The organism is Rubrobacter marinus (genome assembly GCF_011492965.1).
Lineage (GTDB): Bacteria > Actinomycetota > Rubrobacteria > Rubrobacterales > Rubrobacteraceae > Rubrobacter_F > Rubrobacter_F marinus.
In genome coordinates this window covers 3357861-3378081 of sequence record NZ_CP045121.1, presented here as the reverse complement: position 1 = coordinate 3378081, position 20221 = coordinate 3357861, and the positions used below count along the sequence as shown (strand labels likewise).

General features: G+C 64.7%; 18 protein-coding genes and 5 pseudogenes. 21 read left to right on the top strand and 2 right to left on the bottom strand.

Features of this window, described 5'->3' with window-relative positions; translation table 11 throughout:
* The first annotated feature begins 10 nt into the window (after window positions 1-10).
* The 8 genes from GBA65_RS17470 to GBA65_RS17435 all read left to right on the top strand — a co-directional run bounded on the left by GBA65_RS17470 (window position 11) and on the right by GBA65_RS17435 (window position 6709).
* Window positions 11-1294, top strand: a complete 1284-nt coding sequence (locus GBA65_RS17470) for an aromatic ring-hydroxylating oxygenase subunit alpha (protein WP_166397646.1) — start codon at window positions 11-13, stop codon at window positions 1292-1294.
* A gap of 68 nt (window positions 1295-1362) precedes the next feature.
* Window positions 1363-1785, top strand: a complete 423-nt coding sequence (locus tag GBA65_RS17465; protein ID WP_407691020.1) for an aromatic-ring-hydroxylating dioxygenase subunit beta — start codon at window positions 1363-1365, stop codon at window positions 1783-1785.
* Between the two features lie 14 nt (window positions 1786-1799).
* Complete coding sequence (locus GBA65_RS17460) at window positions 1800-2003, top strand: hypothetical protein (protein WP_166397644.1); 204 nt, start codon at window positions 1800-1802, stop codon at window positions 2001-2003.
* 198 nt (window positions 2004-2201) lie between these two features.
* Entirely contained in the window at window positions 2202-3275 is a 1074-nt protein-coding gene (locus GBA65_RS17455) for a zinc-dependent alcohol dehydrogenase (protein ID WP_166397643.1), read from the top strand.
* The gene (locus GBA65_RS17450) at window positions 3268-4059 is read left to right on the top strand and encodes an ABC transporter permease (RefSeq protein ID WP_166397642.1); all 792 of its coding nucleotides are present in this window, start codon (window positions 3268-3270) and stop codon (window positions 4057-4059) included. Before GBA65_RS17455 ends, GBA65_RS17450 begins: the two co-directional genes overlap by 8 nt.
* Window positions 4060-4067: 8 nt before the next feature.
* Entirely contained in the window at window positions 4068-4841 is a 774-nt protein-coding gene (locus GBA65_RS17445; RefSeq protein ID WP_166397641.1) for an ABC transporter permease, read from the top strand.
* On the top strand, window positions 4813-5736 hold the full coding sequence (locus tag GBA65_RS17440) for an ABC transporter ATP-binding protein (RefSeq protein ID WP_207956370.1): 924 nt from the start codon (window positions 4813-4815) through the stop codon (window positions 5734-5736). The genes GBA65_RS17445 and GBA65_RS17440 overlap by 29 nt, the downstream gene beginning before the upstream one ends.
* Complete coding sequence (locus GBA65_RS17435; protein WP_166397640.1) at window positions 5714-6709, top strand: ABC transporter substrate-binding protein; 996 nt, start codon at window positions 5714-5716, stop codon at window positions 6707-6709. The genes GBA65_RS17440 and GBA65_RS17435 overlap by 23 nt, the downstream gene beginning before the upstream one ends.
* Before the next feature lie 706 nt (window positions 6710-7415).
* On the opposite strand, the gene GBA65_RS17430 is transcribed toward GBA65_RS17435, so the two are convergent.
* Complete coding sequence (locus GBA65_RS17430) at window positions 7416-8300, bottom strand: LysR family transcriptional regulator (RefSeq protein ID WP_407691019.1); 885 nt, start codon at window positions 8298-8300, stop codon at window positions 7416-7418.
* 420 nt (window positions 8301-8720) lie between these two features.
* Here GBA65_RS17430 and GBA65_RS26740 point away from each other — a divergent pair.
* From GBA65_RS26740 to pcaG, 10 genes and pseudogenes are all read left to right on the top strand, one after another.
* Window positions 8721-9271, top strand: a pseudogene (locus tag GBA65_RS26740) (alpha/beta fold hydrolase).
* On the top strand, window positions 9154-9504 hold the full coding sequence (locus tag GBA65_RS23495; protein ID WP_207956393.1) for an alpha/beta fold hydrolase: 351 nt from the start codon (window positions 9154-9156) through the stop codon (window positions 9502-9504). The pseudogene GBA65_RS26740 and the gene GBA65_RS23495 overlap by 118 nt, the downstream one beginning before the upstream one ends.
* A gap of 4 nt (window positions 9505-9508) precedes the next feature.
* Complete coding sequence (gene pcaC / locus GBA65_RS17420) at window positions 9509-9943, top strand: 4-carboxymuconolactone decarboxylase (protein ID WP_228281442.1); 435 nt, start codon at window positions 9509-9511, stop codon at window positions 9941-9943.
* 120 nt (window positions 9944-10063) lie between these two features.
* Entirely contained in the window at window positions 10064-10921 is an 858-nt protein-coding gene (locus GBA65_RS17415; protein WP_166397638.1) for a CoA transferase subunit A, read from the top strand.
* Window positions 10918-11706: a CoA-transferase subunit beta gene (locus GBA65_RS17410; protein ID WP_166397637.1), complete on the top strand. Its 789-nt coding sequence runs from the start codon at window positions 10918-10920 to the stop codon at window positions 11704-11706. Before GBA65_RS17415 ends, GBA65_RS17410 begins: the two co-directional genes overlap by 4 nt.
* A gap of 78 nt (window positions 11707-11784) precedes the next feature.
* Window positions 11785-13046, top strand: a pseudogene (locus tag GBA65_RS17405) (thiolase family protein).
* A gap of 593 nt (window positions 13047-13639) precedes the next feature.
* Window positions 13640-14095, top strand: coding sequence for an MBL fold metallo-hydrolase (locus GBA65_RS23490; RefSeq protein WP_207955873.1), 456 nt, complete (start codon window positions 13640-13642; stop codon window positions 14093-14095).
* Window positions 14092-14310, top strand: coding sequence for an MBL fold metallo-hydrolase (locus tag GBA65_RS23485; protein ID WP_207955872.1), 219 nt, complete (start codon window positions 14092-14094; stop codon window positions 14308-14310). The genes GBA65_RS23490 and GBA65_RS23485 overlap by 4 nt, the downstream gene beginning before the upstream one ends.
* Window positions 14311-14431: 121 nt before the next feature.
* Window positions 14432-15126: pseudogene (pcaH, locus tag GBA65_RS17395) on the top strand (protocatechuate 3,4-dioxygenase subunit beta).
* Window positions 15123-15696, top strand: a pseudogene (gene pcaG, locus GBA65_RS17390) (protocatechuate 3,4-dioxygenase subunit alpha). The pseudogenes pcaH and pcaG overlap by 4 nt, the downstream one beginning before the upstream one ends.
* A 767-nt stretch (window positions 15697-16463) precedes the next feature.
* Here the strand turns inward: pcaG and GBA65_RS26735 are convergent.
* Window positions 16464-18412, bottom strand: a pseudogene (locus GBA65_RS26735) (FAD-binding monooxygenase).
* 332 nt (window positions 18413-18744) lie between these two features.
* On the opposite strand from GBA65_RS26735, the gene GBA65_RS17380 reads away from it, so the two are divergent.
* The 3 genes from GBA65_RS17380 to GBA65_RS17370 all read left to right on the top strand — a co-directional run bounded on the left by GBA65_RS17380 (window position 18745) and on the right by GBA65_RS17370 (window position 20212).
* Entirely contained in the window at window positions 18745-19650 is a 906-nt protein-coding gene (locus GBA65_RS17380; protein WP_166397636.1) for a LysR family transcriptional regulator, read from the top strand.
* Window positions 19651-19715: 65 nt separating this feature from the next.
* Entirely contained in the window at window positions 19716-20039 is a 324-nt protein-coding gene (locus GBA65_RS26730) for a helix-turn-helix domain-containing protein (protein WP_166397635.1), read from the top strand.
* Window positions 19952-20212, top strand: coding sequence for a recombinase family protein (locus tag GBA65_RS17370; RefSeq protein ID WP_166397634.1), 261 nt, complete (start codon window positions 19952-19954; stop codon window positions 20210-20212). Before GBA65_RS26730 ends, GBA65_RS17370 begins: the two co-directional genes overlap by 88 nt.
* The last annotated feature ends 9 nt before the right edge of the window (window positions 20213-20221 follow it).

Sequence of the window (20221 nt, the reverse complement as noted above, 5' to 3'; positions counted from 1 at the left end):
GAGAGTATGGATGGATACCTTAGATAGGACCGGCCGACCCGAAGCTGGCATCGACGCCGGCGATCTAGTTCGGGAAGATCGCATTCACCGAGGTGTCTACTCTCACCCCGAGGTCTTCGACCTGGAGATGCGAAGGATCTTCAACAGGACCTGGGTATTCGTCGGGCACGAATCCGAGGTGACCAACACGGGCGACTTCAAAGCCTCCTACATCGGTACTCAGCCGGTTATCCTGACGAAAGACGAGAACGGGGAGATCCGGGTACTCGTCAACAGGTGTCCGCATCGAGGATCGATTGTCTGCCGGGAGGCGAAGGGGAACAGCAACTTTTTCCGTTGCCCCTACCACGGCTGGACGTTCAAGAATACCGGCGACCTTGTCGGCGTTCCGCGGCGCAAGCGCTATCCCGAGGATTTCGACCTCAGCGAGCTCAACCTGCAGCAGGTACCACGCGTGGAGAACTACCGTGGCCTCGTCTTCGCAAGCTTCAACCCGGAGATAGAAGGGCTTGTTGGCTACCTGGCGCAGGCAAAACCCTACGTGGACGCATTTTTAGACCTTTCCGTGGAGGGCGAGATTTCGCTCTCCGCCGGCGCCAACCAGCACGAGTACCCGGGCAACTGGAAGTTTCAGATGGAGAACGGCGTCGATGGCTACCACGCGATGTTTCTCCACGACTCGTTCTTCAAGATACAGGCACGCAGCCAGGACAGGGTCCACGCGAGGATCGCGTCCAGGGACGAGGGCAAGGGTTGGACCGAGGCATTCTCGAACGGTCACGCCATATTGGCGCGCGAGGCCGGCGATAAGACCATAGACGAGCTCAAAAGTGCTCATCCCGAGTATTTCGCCCGGCTGGAAGAGAAGCACGGGCCCGAGCGTTTTCGGGAGCTCATGGCCCAGATGAACATCTTCATCTTCCCGAACTTGTACCTTATCCTGAACCAGGTGAGGGTCATTCGGCCCGTCTCACCGACGAAGACGGTCGTCAACATGTACCCCGTAATGCTGAACGGGGCGCCCGAGGAGTTGAACGAGCAGCGCCTTCGCGAGCACGAGGAGGGCTTCTCCGCGGCCGGTTTCGTGGGGCCGGACGACTACGAAGCCTTCGCTTGCGTCCAGGAGGGCTTGAAGGCGGAGAGTGTCGAATGGCTTGTGCTCCTGCGCGGCATCCACGACGAGAAGGTGCTCGAAAACGGCTCTCGCTGGGGTCAACCGTCGGACGAGACTCCCCAGCGCGGCCAGTACCGCGAGTGGAGGCGCCTCATGACTATGGACGGGGAGGCCAAGTGACATCTTCCCCGCAGACGCAGAAGCTTTCCCGTCAGGAAGCCGAGGACTTCCTGTTCAGGGAGGCGGCTTTGCTCGACGACATGCGACTCGACGAGTGGCTGGAGCTTTTCACGGACGACGCAACGTACTGGATTCCGGAGGGCAAGGACGACCTGGACCCAAAGCGCGAGACGTCCATCCTCTACGACGACCGGTTTCGCATGGAAGATCGTGTGTGGCGCTTGGTTCGCGGGCCAGCCCACGCCCAAATCCCACCGTCGAGGACCCGGCGCATGATCAGCAACGTAGAGGTCGAGGAGTCCGAGGACGGGGAGGTTGTCGTCTACTCCAACTTCGCGATCTTTGAGGTAAGGCGCAACGAGCAGCGCATCTTCGCGGGGCGGTACGAACATCGCCTGCGCCTCGGCGAGGATGCCTTGCGAATACGCCGCAAGAAGGCGATGCTGGTCAACAATGCGTCCCCTCTCTACAACCTCACGTTCATGGTTTAGCAGGGCGCGCCGACATGGAGAACGGGAAGAACAACAGAATATTGCTAAGAAACGAGTTCGCCTCCGTCGAGATCATGAAAGACGACTCCGCCAACGGGCCGAGGCTGCTGGTTCGGGATCTCGAGGACGGCTCGGAGATCTACCTGGACCCCTTGGAGGTCGAGAGCCTGACTAGGAGGGCGCACGCCGACTTCGCCGAGTTCGTGAGGCCAGAATGAGGCGCAGAGCACCCTCAGAAAGGCTGCCCCCAAAAAGAACCGGTTGCCGCGATCCTCGGAGAATTTCGAAGGGGGACGCGGTGCCTGAAAGATGTCTAGCCGCGGTTACGCTGGGACCGGGCCGGACCGAGGTCCGGGAGTTTCCGGTCCCGCGGGTGAAGGACAACGACGGCCTGCTAAAGGTAGAGGCTTCCGGGTGTGCGGCAGCGACTGGCCCTTCTACGCGGGCATAAGGCAGGGTCCCGCAGCGCACGGACCGCCTCAGCCCGGATCCAGGGCCACCATAACATCGGTCGCATCCACGAGGTTGGTGAGGAGGCCGCGAAGCGCTGGGGGGTTTCGAAGGGCGACAGGGTCGTCGTCGAGGAGTTCATCCCCTGCGGTTACTGCCCCATGTGCCTTACGGGGAACTACCGACTCTGCGATGCCAGCGACCCGATGCTTGCGGCACCCGGAGAATACCTGCGTTACGGCGCCGTCCCGACGTCTGTCTCGCCCTCGTTGTGGGGAGGCTACAGCGAACTGCAGTACCTGCATCCGCACTCGATACTCTACAAGATAGCGGATCACGTTCCGGCCGAGATGGGGCCGCTCTTCATCCCGATCGCGAACGGCATACGTTGGATGACGGAGGTCGGCGGGGTCGGCATCGGCAGCACCGTCGTGATCCAGGGTCCTGGCCAGCACGGCCTCGGGTGCGTGGTGGCCGCGAAGGAGGCCGGGGCCTCGTGCATCATCGTCACCGGCCTGACGGAGGACGCCAGGCGATTCGAGGTGGCACGTAGCCTTGGGGCCACCCACACAATAGACGTTCGGGAGGAAGACGCCGTCCGGAAGGTCCGCGAGATCACCGCCGGCGCCCTCGCCGACGTGGTGGTGGACGTCTCGGCCGGTACGACCGAGCCCCTCGCGCTGGCCCTCGAGTTCACGCGCAAGCTCGGCGTCGTCATCCTGGCCGGTCAGAAGCACGAGCCGGTCCCCGCCTTCGACAGCATGGCGATCTACAGGAAAGAGCTGACGGTGAGGGGGGTTCGCGGGCACGACCTGCGCTCGGTGGCACCGGCGATCAAGATCATAGAGTCCGGGAGGTACCCGCTCGAGAAGATGCTCACCCACCTCTACCCGTTGGAGGAGGTCGGGCGAGCCCTGAGCACGATAGGCGGCAAGGGCGACCGGAACGCCATCCACCTCAGCGTGCTGCCCGTGCTGGAGCGCGAAAAGGTGGGGCGAGCGGAGAAGATCGAGGCGAAGGCGGGTGAGCGCGATGGGTAAAGGGAGCCAGAGCCGTGTCCTGCAGGCGATCAACGTCAAGGGGTGGGCCTTCGTCCTGCTCGTTACGGCGCTGCTCGAGGCGGTAACGCGGGCGGGGCTGATCTCCGAATATTTTCCTCCTCCGACCGAGATTTTTGGCGCCCTCTTTGGGGGAATCGTGTCTGGCGAAATCTCGGGCCAGGTCGGCGCGACGCTCCTCGCCTACGCGGAGGGTCTCGCATTGGCAACGGTCCTGGCCGTCTTTGTGGGCGTCCTCATGGGAACGTTCAGGACCTTCGACAATGCCGTCAAGGTCGTCGTCGAGCTGCTTCGTCCCGTGCCGGCGGTCTCGCTCATCCCGCTGGCCATCCTCCTCTTCGGCCTCGGGTACGGGATGCGGGTCTCCGTTATCGCCTTCGCGGCGTTCTGGCCGATCCTGATAAACACGTACTACGGGGTCAGGGGCATAGATCCGGTGGCGATCGACACGGCGCGTAATTTCGGCCTCTCGAGGGCCGCGATACTCTGGCGGGTAACCCTGCCCTCCGCGCTCCCGAGCATCGCCACGGGCTTCCGCACGAGTGCGGCCATCGCCCTGGTCCTCACCATCACGGCCGAACTCATAGCCGGCAACAGCGGCATAGGCTACTACGTCGCCCAGACGGAGCAGGCCGCCCAGCTCCCCGAGATGTACGCGGGGATCCTGTTCGCGGGCATCCTCGGGTACGCGCTGAACGTCCTGTTCAGGAAGATCGAGGGTAAAGCCCTGTTCTGGGGGGCCGGCTACCGCAACCGGGCAACGTAAGGAGAAGCATGAAGCTTACTAAGGTAAAGGACAACGCCATCGGCTTTCTCACGCTGGCGCTCGTGCTAATCATCTGGGAGCTTTTTGCCCGTCAGGCCCAGTCGTTCTACTTCCCGCCATTCAGCACGATCCTCGCTACCTTCTACCAGGACTGGTTCTCGCCCCTCTTCGCGGAGCACGCCGTCCCGAGCCTCGTGCGCATGTTCATCGGTTACCTCATCGCCTCCGTGCTCGGCGTCGTCATAGGGGTGCTCATCGGGTCGTACAGGGGGTTGTTCGAGACGCTGGATCCGTTCTTCGAGTTCCTGCGCGCCATACCGCCGCCGATCATCATCCCCGTCGGCCTGCTGCTCTTAGGCATCGGAGACACGATGAAGATCACCGTGATCGTGTTCGGGGTGTTCTGGCCCGTCCTCCTAAACAGCGCTGACGGCGCGAGGAGCATCAGCCAGGAGCGCCTCGACACCGCGAGGAACTTCGGGCTGGGGCGTTTGGAGGCCATACGACGGGTCGTCTTCCCGTCGGCCCTGCCCATGATCTTCACGGGGCTGCGCGTCGGGCTGGCTCTAGCCCTGATCATGGTCGTGATCTCCGAGATGATAGGCAGCACCAACGGCCTCGGATACTACATACTCGACGCCCAGCGGACCTTCGCCGTCCCCCAGATGTTCGGCGGCATCCTTCTGCTCGGGATCCTGGGCTACGGGCTGAACAACCTTTTCCTCTTGCTCGAAGCCAGGGTCCTCTCCTGGCATCACGGGCAGGCGGGGCAGCAATCGTGAAGCAAGCGCGACCAGATCAAGGAGGCTTCGTGTCTACCGAACGGTCCATGCACACCACGCAGCACAGGCCGACCGACACAGTGGTGTTGGAGGTCCAGAGCCTGCAGAAACGCTACGGGGAGAACGGCCCGCTCGCGGTAAAGGAGATCTCCCTCGACGTGCGGGAGAGGGAGTTCATCTCGATCGTGGGCCGTCGGGTTGCGGGAAGACGACCCTGCTCAAATCCATCTGCAACCTGCTGGAGCCGTCCTCGGGGCAGGTCGTCCTGCACGGGCAGCGCATCAGCGCGCCTCCGCCCGAGATGGTCCTGGTCTTCCAGGATTACAGCCGCTCGCTTTTTCCGTGGCTTACGGTCCTCGGCAACGTGATGTTCCCCTTGAAGAAGCAGAATGGTCTCGACAAGGCCGAGAAGGAGCAGAGGGTAAACGAGGCCATAGAGGCCGTGGGCCTGACGAACTTCGCGCACAGCTATCCCTGGCAGCTCTCGGGGGGGATGCAGCAGCGCGTCGCTATAGCCCGCTCCGTGGCCTTCCGCCCGGAGATACTGCTCCTCGACGAGCCGTTCGCGTCGGTCGACGCGTTGACGAGGGAGGGCCTGGAGGACCTCGTCCTCAGGCTGCGCGCCAAGTACGGCATCACAGTGCTCCTAGTCACCCACGACATAGACGAGGCTGTCTACCTCTCCGACCGTGTGTTCGTCCTCGGCAAGCCGCCCTCGGTTGTCATAAGCGAGGTCCCCGTCGACCTCCCCCGCCCACGCGAGCAGACGAAGACGCGCAGCGACCCGGACTTCCTGAAGCTGCGCAACGAGATCCACGGGCTGATCACCCACCCGCCCGGGAAGGACGAGAAAGCTTCCGATCTCAAGCTTCGTGTCGAGGAGAAAGGAGTCTAAGTTGCCATCGTTACTCCGAAAACTGAAGAAGTTTCTGCTTGTCCCGTTCGTCTTGGCCCTGGCTTTCGTCCTGGTAGGCTGCGGCGGCCAGAGCGGACAGGCCCAATCTGCCGACGGGACGACCACCGTACGCGTCGGCACGATCCCGATCGACGCGGAAGCCCAGGTCTTCTACGCCAAGGACAGGGGCTTCTTCGAGGACGTCGGCCTCAACGTCGAGGTGCAGTCGATAACCAACGGCGCGGCCATCGTCTCGGCGGTCCAGTCCGGCAGCCTCGACATAGGTTGCTCCAACGTGGTCTCGGTGGCAACCGCCATCGAGCGCGGCCTGCCGCTCAACCTCGTCGCCCCCGGAGCGGTTTACTCCAGCGAAGCCCCTTCCACGGCGCTCATGGTCGCGAAAGACTCCCCGATACAATCGGCCGCCGATCTCAACGGTAAGGTGGTCGCGGTCAACGGTCTCAAGAACATTACCGAGGTCGGCGCGCGGGCCTGGATCGACGAGAACGGCGGCGACGCAAGCTCCGTGCGGTTCATAGAGTTGCCCTTCCCGCAGATGGGAGCCGCGCTCGCGGAGGGGAGGGCCGACGCAGCCGTAGTCGCCGAACCCGCGCTGACGCAGGCCTCGGGCGACGCGCGCGTCCTCGGCGACGCCTACAGTGCCGTCGCTGACGAGTTCCTCATCACCGCGTACTTCTCGACGAGCGACTGGGCCGAGCAGAACCCCGAGGTCGCCGACAAGTTCGCCCAGGCCATACAAGAAGCAGGCAAATGGGCCAACGACAACCCTGAGGAGTCCGCGAAGATACTCGAGAAGTACACGGAGATCTCGGCGGAGACGGCGAACGGGATGACCCGCGCGGTCAACGCGGAAACCTTCGATCCGGCGTTGGTACAACCTCCCCTCGACAGCGCAGGGAGGTTTGATGTGCTCAAGAGCCCGCCAGACGCCAGCGAACTCGTCCCCGAGTAGGAAATCCCAGGATCCGTTTCCAGACGGCACTACGGCGTTGGACGAAAGCTTCCGACGGTGCTCGCGCTCAAGAGCCCGAGAGAGCTACCCGTCTTACGCACGGCGCAAGGCGGTAGCCCCGCCATGCGCCGTGCCGACGAGTCGACCGACGCCACGTCACCTCGACCCTCGGGGAAACAAACGCCGAGCCGGTATACAAAAGGTTTTTACACGAAGGGCCGAACGCGAGGCCATGAGGTTAGCAGAGTGCTCTTCAAGCGCGAACGGCGGGCTCTGCAGAGCCCGCCCCGAGGCCTCCCTCCTCGACGCGGCGCTGGCGTCTTCGGTCCTTGGATCAGCGGCCTTCGCCAACCCGAAGAGGTCCAAAGCCGATGCTGCTCCTTGAGACGCCCACCTACCCCGAGCTCTACACCGCCTACGCGCATCGCCTTGCGCTTCTCGGCTACGGGGGCAGCGCGATCGAATGACCAGGCCGCGAGGACGGCGAAGTTGAGCCCGGCGGTGTTGGCCGGCCTTTGGCGCTGATCCGGGCGCTCAGGCTCTGTGGTGCAATTTGCAGAATCTCGCGTTCCTACCGATCCCCGTGGCGTAACAGCTCACCGCCGTGAGCATCCGGTCACGGCCATAAGGCTGGGATCTCACCGATGTCCTGAAGAAGGTGCTGTCGTTTGCGTGTTGGCTTTAGGCGGATGCACGGTCCTCGCGTCTAAGCCGAGGTCGGATCGAAACCCTCGTTACCGCCGCAGCAGATTTCGTCCACGATCCTAAGGAAGGAGTGCACAACCGGATTCCTCTCCTGGGGCCGCCAGACGACGCCCATCTCCACCGTGGGCGAGAAGCCGTGCACCGTCTTGTAGACGACGCCGGCCCTAGCGAGGTTCCGTAGCGAGGCCGGGACCAGCGCGACGCCCATGCCGCCTGCTACCAACCCCACGACGGTCTGCATAAGCCAGACCTCTTTTTGTACCGCCTTCGGTTCGAAACCCGCCTTGCGGCACGCCTCTACGACCTTCGCGTGCAGCCCGGGCATGTGCCAGCGCGCAGGCAGCACGAACGGTTGGTCCGCGAGTTCGCGCAAGTCCACTTCCTCCTCCGTGGCCAGCTTGTGCATCTCGGGCAGGGCGACGACCAGCGGCTCGTGCGAGACAGGACGATGCAAGAGAGTGTCGTCTTCGAACGGCAAGTACAAAAAGCTTAGGTCCACACGGCCTGCGTGCAGGCCGTCGACCAACCAATCCGGGTTCATCTCCTGCAGGTAGAGTTGCACGTCGGGGTACCGCTCCCGAAACTCGCACAACACCGGCGACAACACGCTGTTGGAGGCCGAAGGGACGAACCCTAGCGCCAAACGGCCCACCTCCCCGTCGCCCACCCTACGCACCATCTCGGCCGCTTGATCGGCCTGCGCCAAGAGCCGCCGCGCCTCCATTAGAAGTAGCTCGCCCGCTTCCGTCAGGCGCGCGCCGCGTCTCGAACGGTCGAAGAGTTTGGCCCCGATGGCCCCTTCGAGGCGTTTAATTTGGTCGGAGAGCGGAGGCTGTGCCATGAGCAGCCTCTCGGCCGCACGGCTGAAGTTCTGCTCCTCGGCCACTACCACGAAGTAGCGGAGGCGCCGCAGGTCCATTGGAGAGCCGTACACCACGGGTACATGATACCTAGAACGTATGCTACGGTCGACAAATTAGTATTGGACGTCTCACCCGCAAGTCAACAAAATACCCTCGTAGCAAAAACAGGAATGGGAAGGGGCACAACGTGTGGCGAAGCAGGCGAGGGGAGCCACTGCCGCAAGCGGGCGCGGCGAAGAAGGCAGGTACACTCTCGAAGATCCTCTCGGGCACCATGCTCGCGTTCGTAGGCGGGGCTCGGTAGGGGAGTTGGACAGCAATTTGAGCCACCAGCGCCCCTCGTGTTCGTGAAAGCCGCCCTCCGCCGGACGTTCGAGAAAGCAAGCTCCCTGCGGGAGGAAATCTTGGTCGAGCCGACGCTCGACGCTCGGGAAGGTCGGTACATGACGGGAGAGACCGTCTCGCTCCACCACCGCATCGAGGGCCCCGAGGACGCGCCCGTCCTCGTGCTGGCGAACTCCCTTGGCACGACGCTGGAGATGTGGGACCCCCAGGCCCCCGCCCTCCGCGAGCGCTTCCGCCTCGTGCGCTACGACCACCGCGGCCAGGGCGCCTCGCCCGTCCCCCCGGCCCCTACGGGATGGACGACCTCGGGCGCGACGTGCTCGCGCTGATGGACCGCCTCGGCGTCGAGCGCTTCTCCTTCGCGGGCCTCTCCATCGGCGGGATGGTCGGGATGTGGCTCGGGAGCGCGGCGCCCGAGCGCGTCGAGCGCCTCGTCCTCCTCTGCACCGCCGCCCGCTTCGACCCGCCCGACGCCTGGGAGGCGCGCGCTAAGGCCGTCCGGGCGGGGGCGTCGACGCGGTCTCCGACGCGGTGCTGGAGCGCTGGTTCACGCCGGCCCTCCGTGAGGAGCGGCCCGACGTCTTGGGTGGGCGGGCGGATGCTCCGAAACTCGCCCCCGAGGGCTACGCGGCGTGCTGCGAGGCGATAAGGGACGCCGACCTCGGGCCCGGGCTCGGCGACATCGCGGCCCCGACGCTCGTGGTCGCCGGCGCCGACGACCCCGCCGCCCCCGTCGAGGAGGCCGAGGTTATCCGCAGCGGCATCCCCGACGCCCGCCTCGCCGTGATCGAGCGGGCGGCGCACATCGCCAACGTCGAGAGGCCGGAGGAGGTTACGGGCGAGATCCTGGACCACCTGGAGCCCCTCCGGAAGGGCGGCTGAGACGGTGAGCGAAGGCGGCACGGACGACCAGCGCCGCGAGCGGGGGATGCGGGTCCGGCGGGAGGTCTTGGGCGACGCCCACGTGGACCGGGCGGTCGCGCGCACCACGCCGTTCACCGGGGACTTCCAGGACTTCATCACGCGGTACGCGTGGGGCGAGATCTGGGCGCGCCCCGGCCTCGACCGCCGCACGCGAAGCTGCGTCACCATGACCGCGATGGTGGCCCTGGGCAAGATGGAGGAGCTCGAGCTGCACGTCCGCGCGGCCCTGCGCAACGGGCTGACGGAGGACGAGATAGCAGAAGTATTGCTACAGTGCGCGGTGTACTGCGGCGTGCCGGCCGCCAACGCCGCCTTCGCCGCGGCACAGCGCGTCCTTACCGATCTCGACGCTGCGGGTTCGGGAGTCTGCTCCGACAAAGGGCGACATGCGAGGTGAAACCTCGGCACGGCAGGCAAATTCGCTGGCTTCTGCTAAAGGGTCGAGGTGCGGACAAATTGTTGAAGAACGTGGGAGCGAAGGCCGTTCTGTGCGTTGCTTTCGGAAGGGAGTTGCCGGTTGAACGAAACGGTGACATTGCGCGAGGCAATCGCTGCACTGGTGAACGACGGGGACACCGTCGCGCTGGAGGGCTTCACGCACCTCATCCCGTTCGCCGCCGCCCACGAGATCGTCCGCCAGGAGAAGAAGGACCTGACCCTCGTGCGGATGACCCCCGACCTCGTCTACGACCAGATGATAGGGATGGGCGCGGCGAAGAAGCTCGTCTTCTCCTGGGGCGGCAACCCGGGCGTCGGCTCCCTGCACCGCTTCCGCGACGCCGTCGAGCGGGGCTGGCCGCGCGCCCTGGAGCTGGAGGAGCACTCGCACGCCGGGATGGCCAACCGCTACTCCGCCGGGGCGTCGAACCTCCCGTTCGCCGTCTTGCGCGGCTACGTAGGCACCGACCTGCCGAAGGTGACCCCTACGATCGAGCCGATCGCGTGCCCGTTCACCGGGGAGGAGCTGACGGCGGTGCCGGCGCTGAACCCGGACGTGGCCGTGATCCACGCCCAGCAGGCGGACCGCAAGGGCAACGTGTTGCTGTGGGGGATCACGGGCATCCAGAAGGAGGCCGCGCTCTCGGCGAAGCGCGTGATCGTCACGGTCGAGGAGGTCGTCGACGCGTTCGAGGAGCACACCTTCGGGATCGTGCTGCCCTCGGTAGCGGTGGACGCGGTGTGCGCGGTGCCCCAGGGCGCGTACCCGTCCTACGCCCACGGCTACTACGCCCGGAGCAACGCCTTCTACGAGGCCTGGGACCCCGTAGGGCGAGACCGCGAGAAGTTCCGGGGATGGATGGAGAGGCACGTGCTCGGGGTGGAGGACTTCGCCGAGCACCTGAGGAGCATCCGGCGAGAGGGGGCGATGGGATGACGGAGGGGGAGGGGCGGGGCTACACCGCCGACGAGATGATGACCGTTGCTGCCAGCCGCGAGCTAAACGATGGGGCGGTGTGCTTCGTGGGGATTGGTCTTCCAAGCCAGGCGGCGAACCTAGCGCGTCTCACCCACGCGCCGGAGTGCGTCCTGATCTACGAGTCCGGCACCATCGGGGCGAAGCCCGAGGTCTTGCCCCTCTCGATCGGCGACGGCGAGCTCGCCGAGCACGCCGACTCCGTGGTTTCGGTCCCCGAAATCTTCAACTACTGGTTGCAGGCAGGTCGCGTGGACGTCGGGTTCCTGGGGGCGGCCCAGATCGACCGCTTCGGGAACCTGAACACCACCGTCGTGGGCTCCTACGGGGGCCGAAGGTGCGCCTGCCGGGGCGGGGGGTGCCCGGAGATCGCGGCCTCGGCCAGGGAGGTGATCATTATGCTCCGCCACAGCCCGCGCGCGTTCGTGGATGAGCTCGCCTTCGTAACCTCCGTCGGACACCGCCATGGCGGCGACTCGCGTAGGGAGCTCGGCTACGCCGGCGCCGGCCCCGCGGTCACCATCACCGACCTCGGCGTCCTACGTCCCGACCTCGAGACGAAAGAGCTCACTCTAACCGCGCTCCACCCGGGCTCTACCGTGGAGGAGGCGAGGGAGGCGACAGGCTGGGAGTTGCGGGTGGCAGAAGAGCTCGGCACGACCGAGCCGCCCACCGAGGAGGAGCTGCGCGTTTTGCGTGACCTGAAGTCGAGGACCGAAGCGGCGAGGAAGGAAACAAAGGCGTGAGTCCGTCGGCCCGCGAAGTCCCGCATTCCAGGCTCTTGCCTGAAAGGAGGAGCTGAAAGCATGGCCTACGGAGGAGCGATACGCGAGGCCTGGATCGTCGGCGCGGTGAGGACCCCGATCGGGCGCCACGGCGGCGCCCTGAGCTCGGTCAGGCCCGACGACCTCGGGGCGGTCGCCCTGGGCGGCCTCATGGAGCGCGCCGGCGTCCCCGCCGAAGAGGTCGAGGACGTCTACTTCGGCTGCGCCAACCAGGCCGGCGAGGACAACCGCGACGTCGCCAGGATGAGCCTGCTCCTCGCCGGCTTCCCCGATTCTGTCGGCGGCGCCACGGTGAACCGCCTGTGCGGCTCGGGGCTCGAGGCCGTGGCGGGGGCGGCGCGCGCCGTGATGCTCGGCGAGGCCGACGCCTACGTGGGCGGCGGGGTGGAGTCCATGAGCCGCGCCCCGTGGGTGACGCCCAAGCCCGAGCGCGCCTTCCCGACCGGCAACGCCACGGCGTTCGACACCACCTTGGGCTGGCGCATGGTGAACCCGAGGATGGAGGAGATGGGCCACACCGACTCCCTCGGGACCACCGCCGAGAACCTGGCCCAGGAGCGGTTCCTCGTCACCCCGGACGAGGACGACCCGGAGGGCTCGCCGACGACTACGACGTCTCGCGCGAGGCGCAGGACCGCTTCGCGCTCCACAGCCACGAGAAGGCCGTCGCCGCCCAGGACGGCAAGAGGTTCCGCGACGAGATCGTGCCGGTCGCCGTGAAGGGCAAGAAGGGCGCCGAGACGGTCGTCGAGGCCGACGAGGGCCCGAGGCGCGACACGACGATGGAGAAGCTCTCGAAGCTCAGGCCCGCGTTCTCCGAAGGGGGCAGCGTGACGGCCGGCAACTCCAGCACGCTGAACGACGGGGCGGCGGCCGTCTTGGTGGTCTCGAAGGGCTACGCCGAGGCTCACGGCCTCACGCCCCTGGCGAAGATAAGGAGCGTCGCGGTGGCGGGGGTGCCGCCGAGGGTCATGGGCATAGGGCCGGTGCCCGCGACGAAGAAGGCCCTGGACCGGGCGGGGATCACGATGGAGGACGTGGGCCTCGTTGAGCTCAACGAGGCGTTCGCGGCGCAGAGCCTCGCCGTGATACACGAGTGGGGGATGGCGTACGACGACGGGCGGCTGAACCCCAACGGCGGCGCGATCGCCCTCGGGCACCCCCTCGGGGCTTCCGGCGCCCGCATCCTCACCACGCTGGTGCACGAGATGAAGCGGCGACCCGACGTGCGCTACGGGCTCGCCACCATGTGCATCGGGGTCGGCCAGGGCATCGCCATGGTCGTCGAGAACGCGGCCTGAACTAGGGGACGGGAGGAGCCCTTGGCACGAAGATCCCGCACCCGGATACCCGGATACCGCCGCGACGACGACGGCGCCACCCTCCGCTACCGCCTCGCTCCCCTACGAAACCTCGCGAAGAAAGGGGGCGCCGGGTGCAGCAGACGGACGGATCAAGATCATCGAGCAGCAGGACGACGTGGCGGTCTTCAACAGAGGCTCCGTTGAAGACTAAATGGGTCCACATTCCTATAAGAAAGGAGGCGTAAAAGTGGACGACAAAAGAGGAATACCGAGGAAACGTTTCCTTACCGGCTCTTTGGCGCTGGCCGGCCTTGGTTTGTTCTCGGGATGCGGACAGGGCGCTAGGTCCACCAACGCCGCTCAGGGGCAAGCCGAAGGTGCCACGGAGCCCGAAACCACCGCTCGGGGGCGAGCTGGTGAGACCACCAACTCCGCAAACTCGGGGACGCGCCCGATCCTGCGGGGTACCAACGGAGGCCCCCGGGTCAACCCGATCCGCCCTTCGCCGGCCCAGGTTGTTTTGGTCAACGAGGTCCCGTACGTAGTGGATTGCGGGTCCGGCGTGGCCCGCCAACTGGTATTTGGCCCACGTGTTCATCACCCATCAGCACTCGGACCACAACCTGGACTACGGGAACCTCATCTACCAGGCCTGGGTCAGCGGCCTCAAGACGCAGGTGAACGCATACGGTCCCCCTCCGTTGGCGCAGATGACGAAAAGCTACCTCGAACTGAACGAGTACGACATCGAAACCCGGATCGCCGACGAGGGCAGGGTCCCCCTTGCTTCGCTGATGCGGGCGAACGAGATCAGCGAGGGCGGTCTCGCAATGGAGAACGAGAACGTGAAGGTTACCTCAGCACTGGTCGAGCACCCGCCGGTGGAGCCTTCGTTCGCGTTCCGCTTCGACGCGGACGACCGGTCGATCGTCGTGTCGGGCGACAGCAACTTCTCGGAATCCCTGATCGAGCTGGCCCAAGGCGCGGACGTGCTGGTCCACGAGGCGCTATACAAGCCCGGCGCTGAGGAACTGGTGTCGGGGTGACCAATGCGAAGACGCTCTACAAGCACCTGGTCGATAGTCACACCGCCGAGGACGCGGGCAGGGTGGCCAGCGAAGCCGGCGTCAAAACCCTGGTTCTCTCGCACCTCGTCTCGGGCGCCGGTCGTGGGGCGGTATCGGACGACGTATGGAGGAAAGAAGCCGAGAAGCACTTCTACGAAGAAGTCATCGTCGGCGCGGACTTGATGGAGGTATGAGGAAGCGATCCGAAGCCTTTGAGCTACAAGAAGACACCCATCTTTACAGCTATGGCTGGCCCTTATCCGTAGGGACCGCCTAAGGAGGAAGAAAATCTTGGCGCAAGAATCACGCACAAGGATCGCCGGCTACCGCCGCGACGACGACGGCGCCACCCTCTTCTACCCCGACTACGGCTCCACGCGCCTGCGCGTGCCCGAGAAGCCCCTGACCATCCTCCCGCACACCCTCACCGAGGTCACCGGCCCCGCCTACGGCCACGGGAAGGTAGGCGAGTTAGACCACGACCTTACGCGGGGGCACGGGGGCGAACCCCTCGGGGAGCGCATCGTCGTCACGGGGCGCGTCCTCGACGGCGACGCACGGCCGGTGAGGAACACCCTCGTCGAGGTCTGGCAGGCCAACGCCGCCGGCCGCTACGTCCACGCCGGCGACCGCCACCCCGCCCCGCTCGACCCCAACTTCACGGGCGCCGGGCGGTGCCTAACCGACGAAGAGGGCCGCTACCGCTTCGTCACGATAAAGCCCGGGGCGTACCCGTGGAGAAACCACGAGAACGCGTGGCGCCCGGCCCACGTCCACTTCTCGCTCTTCGGGCCGGCGTTCGCCACCAGGCTCATCACGCAGATGTACTTCCCGGGCGACCCGCTCTTCTCGCAGGACCCGATCTTCCAGTCCGTCCGGGACCCGAGGATCGGCAGCGCCTCGTCGCGAGGTTCGACCTCTCCCTGACCGAGCCGGAGTGGGCCCTCGGCTACAACTTCGACATCGTCCTGCGCGGGCGCGAGGCGACGCCTACGGAGGACCACCGGTGAGCCTACGGCGCCCGACGCCGTCCCAGACCGTCGGCCCCTTCTTCGCCCCTCCCTCCTCGGCGAGGACCGCTCCGAGCTCGTCGCGCCGGACCGCCCGGGGCCGTCCGCGTCGCGGGCACCGTGTACGACGGGGCGGGAGAGGCCGTGCCGGACGCGATGATCGAGGTGTGGCAGGCCAACGCCCACGGCCGCTACAGGCACCCCGAGGACGACCGGGAGGAGCTTCCGCTCGAGGAGGGCTTCGAGGGCTTCGGGCGCTTCGGCTCCGACCCGGACGGCACGTTCTCCTTCGTCACGGTGAAGCCCGGTCCCGTCCCCGGCCCGGACGGAACCTCGATGCAGGCGCCTCACGTCGCCGTCTCGGTCTTCGCCCGCGGCCTCCTCAAGCGCCTCGCGACGCGCATCTACTTCCCCGACGAGGGGGAGGCGAACGCCGCCGACCCCGTCCTGCTCTCCGTCGAGGACCCTGGGCTCCGCGAGACGCTCGTGGCGAGGGACGAGGGGGGCGCCGCCCTGCGCTTCGACATTCATCTACAGGGCGAGCGGCAGACCGCGTTCTTCGATGTCTGAGGAACTGTTCCGGCCCATCTTCGTCCCGGACGCGTTCCGGGAGGCGGTCGGGGGGGCGTGCGTGGCTCGCGGCCATGCTCGAGGCCGAGGCGGCCCTCGCGGTCGCGGAGGCGACCGCACTAGTGTCTACCGAGGCGGGCGCGCATCATCGGTTCAGGAAGCTCCGCTCGGGGGCAACCGGGGGCGTTTAGGAAGCGGCTTCAGGGACCGCATCGCGGAGTTCCGTTCCCTTGGTCTTACCGAGTACCCCGCCGGAAACCTCGACGCTCCCATGTTTGTCAACCCGGATGGGGATTGGGATCGACGACTTCAAGCGAAGCGAGCACTTCGTCATGTTCCTCAAGCAGGACGTGGGATGTACCGCCCCGAGGGTTCGGTACCCGGAGCAAGCCGACCGCTCGGCGTGGCTGATGCTGGCCGCTCATGCCCAACTCAGGTTAGCGTGCGGGTTCGTTGCCAACCCAAGGCTGCTTTGGGAGAGACCATTGCCCCCGCCTACCGACACCGAACCGACTCTTGCGTAAGTTTGCGGCGCTCCTGCCCTTCGTGGGCACGCCAGTGAGAGCGCCGAAACCCCGCAGTAGGTCTCCGGGACGCCCGAAGAGACGGCTTTCCGGCTCAGCCACGCGCTACCCGGCAGTCGAGAAGGCGGTCTGAACCCACTTACGCCCGGTGCCGCTGTGCCATCGTCGCCACCGGGTTGCCCGCGCCTGCCCTCGCTTAGCAAAGAGGCGAGTTCAGAGTGTTCATCTTGCCCGAAAAGCCCATCAGACCGCTTCGAGCATGAAGCAGGTGAAGAACGCCGCCAACTCGTCGTGTGCATCCAGCGGCAGCACATGAGCAACATACTGGTCCGGGCGCACCACTACCAGGCAACCCCTGTCGCGATCGATGCCGCGCATCTCAAAGATATCATTACCCCCTTTCAGATCGGGGCAGAACATCTTCTCGTAACCCACCAGTCCGTAGCGGCCCTTGCGTGGTAGCAGGTAGCCCGGCATCTCCTGCAGTGCCAGGTCACGATGGCCCTGCTGGAAGATGGCGTGCACATCGATAACCGAATCGATATCGGCTCCTTCGGGGGTGTAGCGGCTCACCGGTGACTCCGGCGACTCCTCCAGGAAGCGGCACAGAGCCTGGATGCCGGACGAGGCGCTAGCGGGATCCTGCCGGTCGGCGAAGGCGAACACCCGCCATCGGCCGTCGGCCTTCACGGTGTGGCCCAGATGCACCGGCTTTGCATCCGCCAGGCGGATTACCGGTGCCGAGTGGAAGCGCTTGCCAATGGTTAGTCCTTCGGCGAGCGCCTGGTAGGTGGGCTTGGCGGAGATCAGCGAAGGGTAGTACCGCACGGCGGTCCCGGCGGTGAAGCGGCCCTGCTTGACGAAGTACTCCTGGAACTCCTTCGGGTCGACGCTATCGCTGCTGTCATCGCCCTCCGCCCTGGGTCGTGCGCTGAACATCCTGGCGAACTCCCGATCGAAGTCGATCAGCTCCTGGGCCACGGTTTGACGCTCGGCGGAGTAGGTATGCAGCAGTTCAGGTGTACACCTGCCCTGAATGACTGAGGCTAGCTTCCAGCCCAGGTTGAAGGCGTCACCCATGGAAACGTTCATGCCCTGACCAGCCTTGGGGCTGTGAGTATGGCAGGCGTCTCCGGCGATGAGCACATGGGGGAAGCGCTCGCCGACCTCCTCCTCGGGGATATCGTCGAACCTCTTGCAGAGGCGCTGGCCGATCTCGTACACCGACCACCAGGCGATCTCTTTTACGTCAAGTGTATAAGGGTGCAGGATGCGCTGCGCCGCGGCGACTAGCTGCTCAGAAGTGATGTTGTGGCGGACGACCCGCTCGCCCTCGTTGAGCTTATCCAGTTCGATGTACAGCCGAACTAGATAGCCGCCTTCCCGGGAATGACCAGGAGGTTACCCTCGTTAGCGGAGTGGATCACCGCTTTCATGCGGATGTCCGGGAAGTCGGTGACCGCCAAGACATCCATGACCCCCCAGGCTTGGTTGGCCGAATCACCTTGCATTGAGCGGCCCAGGGATTTCCTGACCGCACTGTGTGCTCCGTCGCAGCCTACCAAGTAGCGCGCCCGCACGGTTTCCATCTCGCCCTCGTGGCCCGGGCCGGTCCGTTCGAGCTTCACCATGACCGGATAGTCGGCATAATCGGCCCTCACCTCCCCGGACTTAGCAGCGTCGATCTTCAGGTCGACCAGACGACGGGAGTAGTTCGGCTCCAGACGGGTGGGGGATTTTCGCATCGTGTCCAGGTAGAAGTCGTGGACCCGCGCCTGGTTCAGCACCACATGAGGAAACTCGGAGAGGTCATCCTCTGTATCCTGCACACGCCCGCTGCGCACGATGTTCCGTCGGTTGGGCTCATCGGGTTTCCAGAACACCGTCTCGTTGATCCAGCAGGCTTCCTTCAGCACGCGCTCACTGAAGCCGAAGGCCTCGAACATTTCCATCGTGCGGCAAGCGATACCATCCGCCTGGCCTAGCTTCAGGGGACCATCCTTTTGTTCAACGATGCGGGTTCTGATCTCCGGGAAAAGCGACATCTGGGCCGCCAAGGTTAGTCCTGCCGGCCCGCAGCCGACTATCAGTACGTCGACTTCCTCGGGCAGGCTGTCCGAGTCGGCAGGCTCGCCGACGGGCTCATGAACCGCAGGATCACTGGTACGGAATCCATTGACGTGAAATTGCATGGAATACCTCGGTCAGGTCTTGTACGTTTCTTCGATCAATCTCTTCTCCGGGCTTAAAAGCTCTCCTCGATAAAACTCACGGCACTCTCTGCCTCCTTACGCTCCAACCTCCCCTTACCAGCCGGCCCTCAGAGAAAGCCAGATCCGGTCCCCAAAGCTTACTCATAAGGTCAGAAGCTCTCCATCAAGCGGAATTCCATACCGTGTTCATTTCCATTCTTCCGAGTGCCTGCCACAGGCCGAAGCTCTGCACCAAAAATAGACGGACGCTTACTTAATGTCCAATGAATTCATAGACCACGATCGATAGCTTTAGTGAATATAATGGCGGCATGGAACTCAGCCACCTCAGGTACTTCGTTGCGGTGGCCGAGGAGCTGCACTTCGGACGAGCGGCACGGAGGATGCATAAAACCCAGCCAGCATTGAGTAAGCAGGTATCTAGGCTGGAGAAGGAGCTAGGTATCGAGCTCCTTCATCGGGCCAATCGAAAGGTTCGATTGACAGACGCCGGCAGGGTATTCTTCGAGGAGGCGTGTCGCGTTCTGGAGGATGTTGGGCATGCTACGGAGGCCGCGAGAAGAGCAGCCGAGGGGGAGATCGGGGCGCTGGAGGTGGGATTCTTTAGCCCCGCCATCTACGGTATCCTTCCGGAAATTATCAAGACCTACCGGGACCGCTTTCCCGATGTCAAGGTAACGTTGCATGAGTGGACCAGTGCAGCACAGGTGGAGCGGTTACGGGAAGGGAAGATCGAAGTCGGCTTCATGCGCGCGCCCGTCGACGATGAGGAGTTAATCACGGAGCATGTCTTCCATGAACCCGTAGTAGCGGCACTTCCGGAAAACCATCCTTTGGCAAATTGGGACACGATACCCCCAGAGAAGCTGGCAAACGAGCCGTTTATCATGGTCCCGCGGCGTAAAGAGCCAAGCAGCTTCGATAAGTACGTAGGTATTTGTCAACGGGTTGGATTCAGCCCTCGCGTAGTGCAGGAAGTTTTCGAGATACATGCTATCGTGGGACTGGTTGCAACGGGGATGGGTGTGGCTTTCGTTCCTGCCTCTATACAGGTGTTTCAAAGACCAGGGGTCGTCTACCGGGCGTTACAAGATCAAGGCGCACAAATAGGAACAGCGATCGTTCGACGAAACGCTGATCCTCCACCTGTTCTGCGGATGTTTATTAGCATCTTACGGAAGGCCGTGACGGATTTGTCTCAGAGGAGCGGTAAATAGCCCATCGAGAATCCGTAAATGAAATTGCACTAGTTTGTGCCTACTCGAAAGATCTGAGGCTGAGGTTGCTTGCGGCGGTCGGGCGTGGGACCCCGAGGGAGGAGGTAGTGCCTGCGTTCGGCCTCTCGACCGCGACCGTCAGACGCTGGCTGCGGTGCCGGAGGGAGTCGGGTGCCGTGGCCCTGATGCCATCGCCGGGACGTACGCCGCGCACCCTGCGGACCGGACGTAGGGGTGAACGACTACGGGTCCAGCCTTATCTTCGGTCACCCAAGGACCCACCGGCGCGCGTCTTATCGGAGTGGACGTCGTCGTCTCCAAGCGGGATCGGTGGGCCCGCGGGAATATCACTAGGCATCTCAGGAGGGAGTTCGATAGGCATGGGGTGAGGCTCGTAGCCCTGAATAGCCAGACCGACGACTCGCCGGTCGGGAGGTTAGCGGACAACATCCTCGACGATTTCTCGGAGTACGAGCGCATTATTATCGTGGACCGTATGCGCCGCGGGAAGAGGCGCAAGGCCCAGGAGGGCAAGATCGTGGCCGGCCCCACACCAGACTAAGGATTCCGC

What these genes read in the sequence shown, in the direction of transcription:
- GBA65_RS17460 (WP_166397644.1), top strand. Translation starts at nt 1,800, where the DNA reads ATGGAGAACGGGAAGAACAACAGAATATTGCTAAGAAACGAGTTCGCC.
- GBA65_RS17470 (WP_166397646.1), top strand. Translation starts at nt 11, where the DNA reads ATGGATACCTTAGATAGGACCGGCCGACCCGAAGCTGGCATCGACGCC.
- GBA65_RS17410 (WP_166397637.1), top strand. Translation starts at nt 10,918, where the DNA reads ATGACGGAGGGGGAGGGGCGGGGCTACACCGCCGACGAGATGATGACC.
- GBA65_RS17445 (WP_166397641.1), top strand. Translation starts at nt 4,068, where the DNA reads ATGAAGCTTACTAAGGTAAAGGACAACGCCATCGGCTTTCTCACGCTG.
- GBA65_RS17450 (WP_166397642.1), top strand. Translation starts at nt 3,268, where the DNA reads ATGGGTAAAGGGAGCCAGAGCCGTGTCCTGCAGGCGATCAACGTCAAG.
- GBA65_RS17380 (WP_166397636.1), top strand. Translation starts at nt 18,745, where the DNA reads ATGGAACTCAGCCACCTCAGGTACTTCGTTGCGGTGGCCGAGGAGCTG.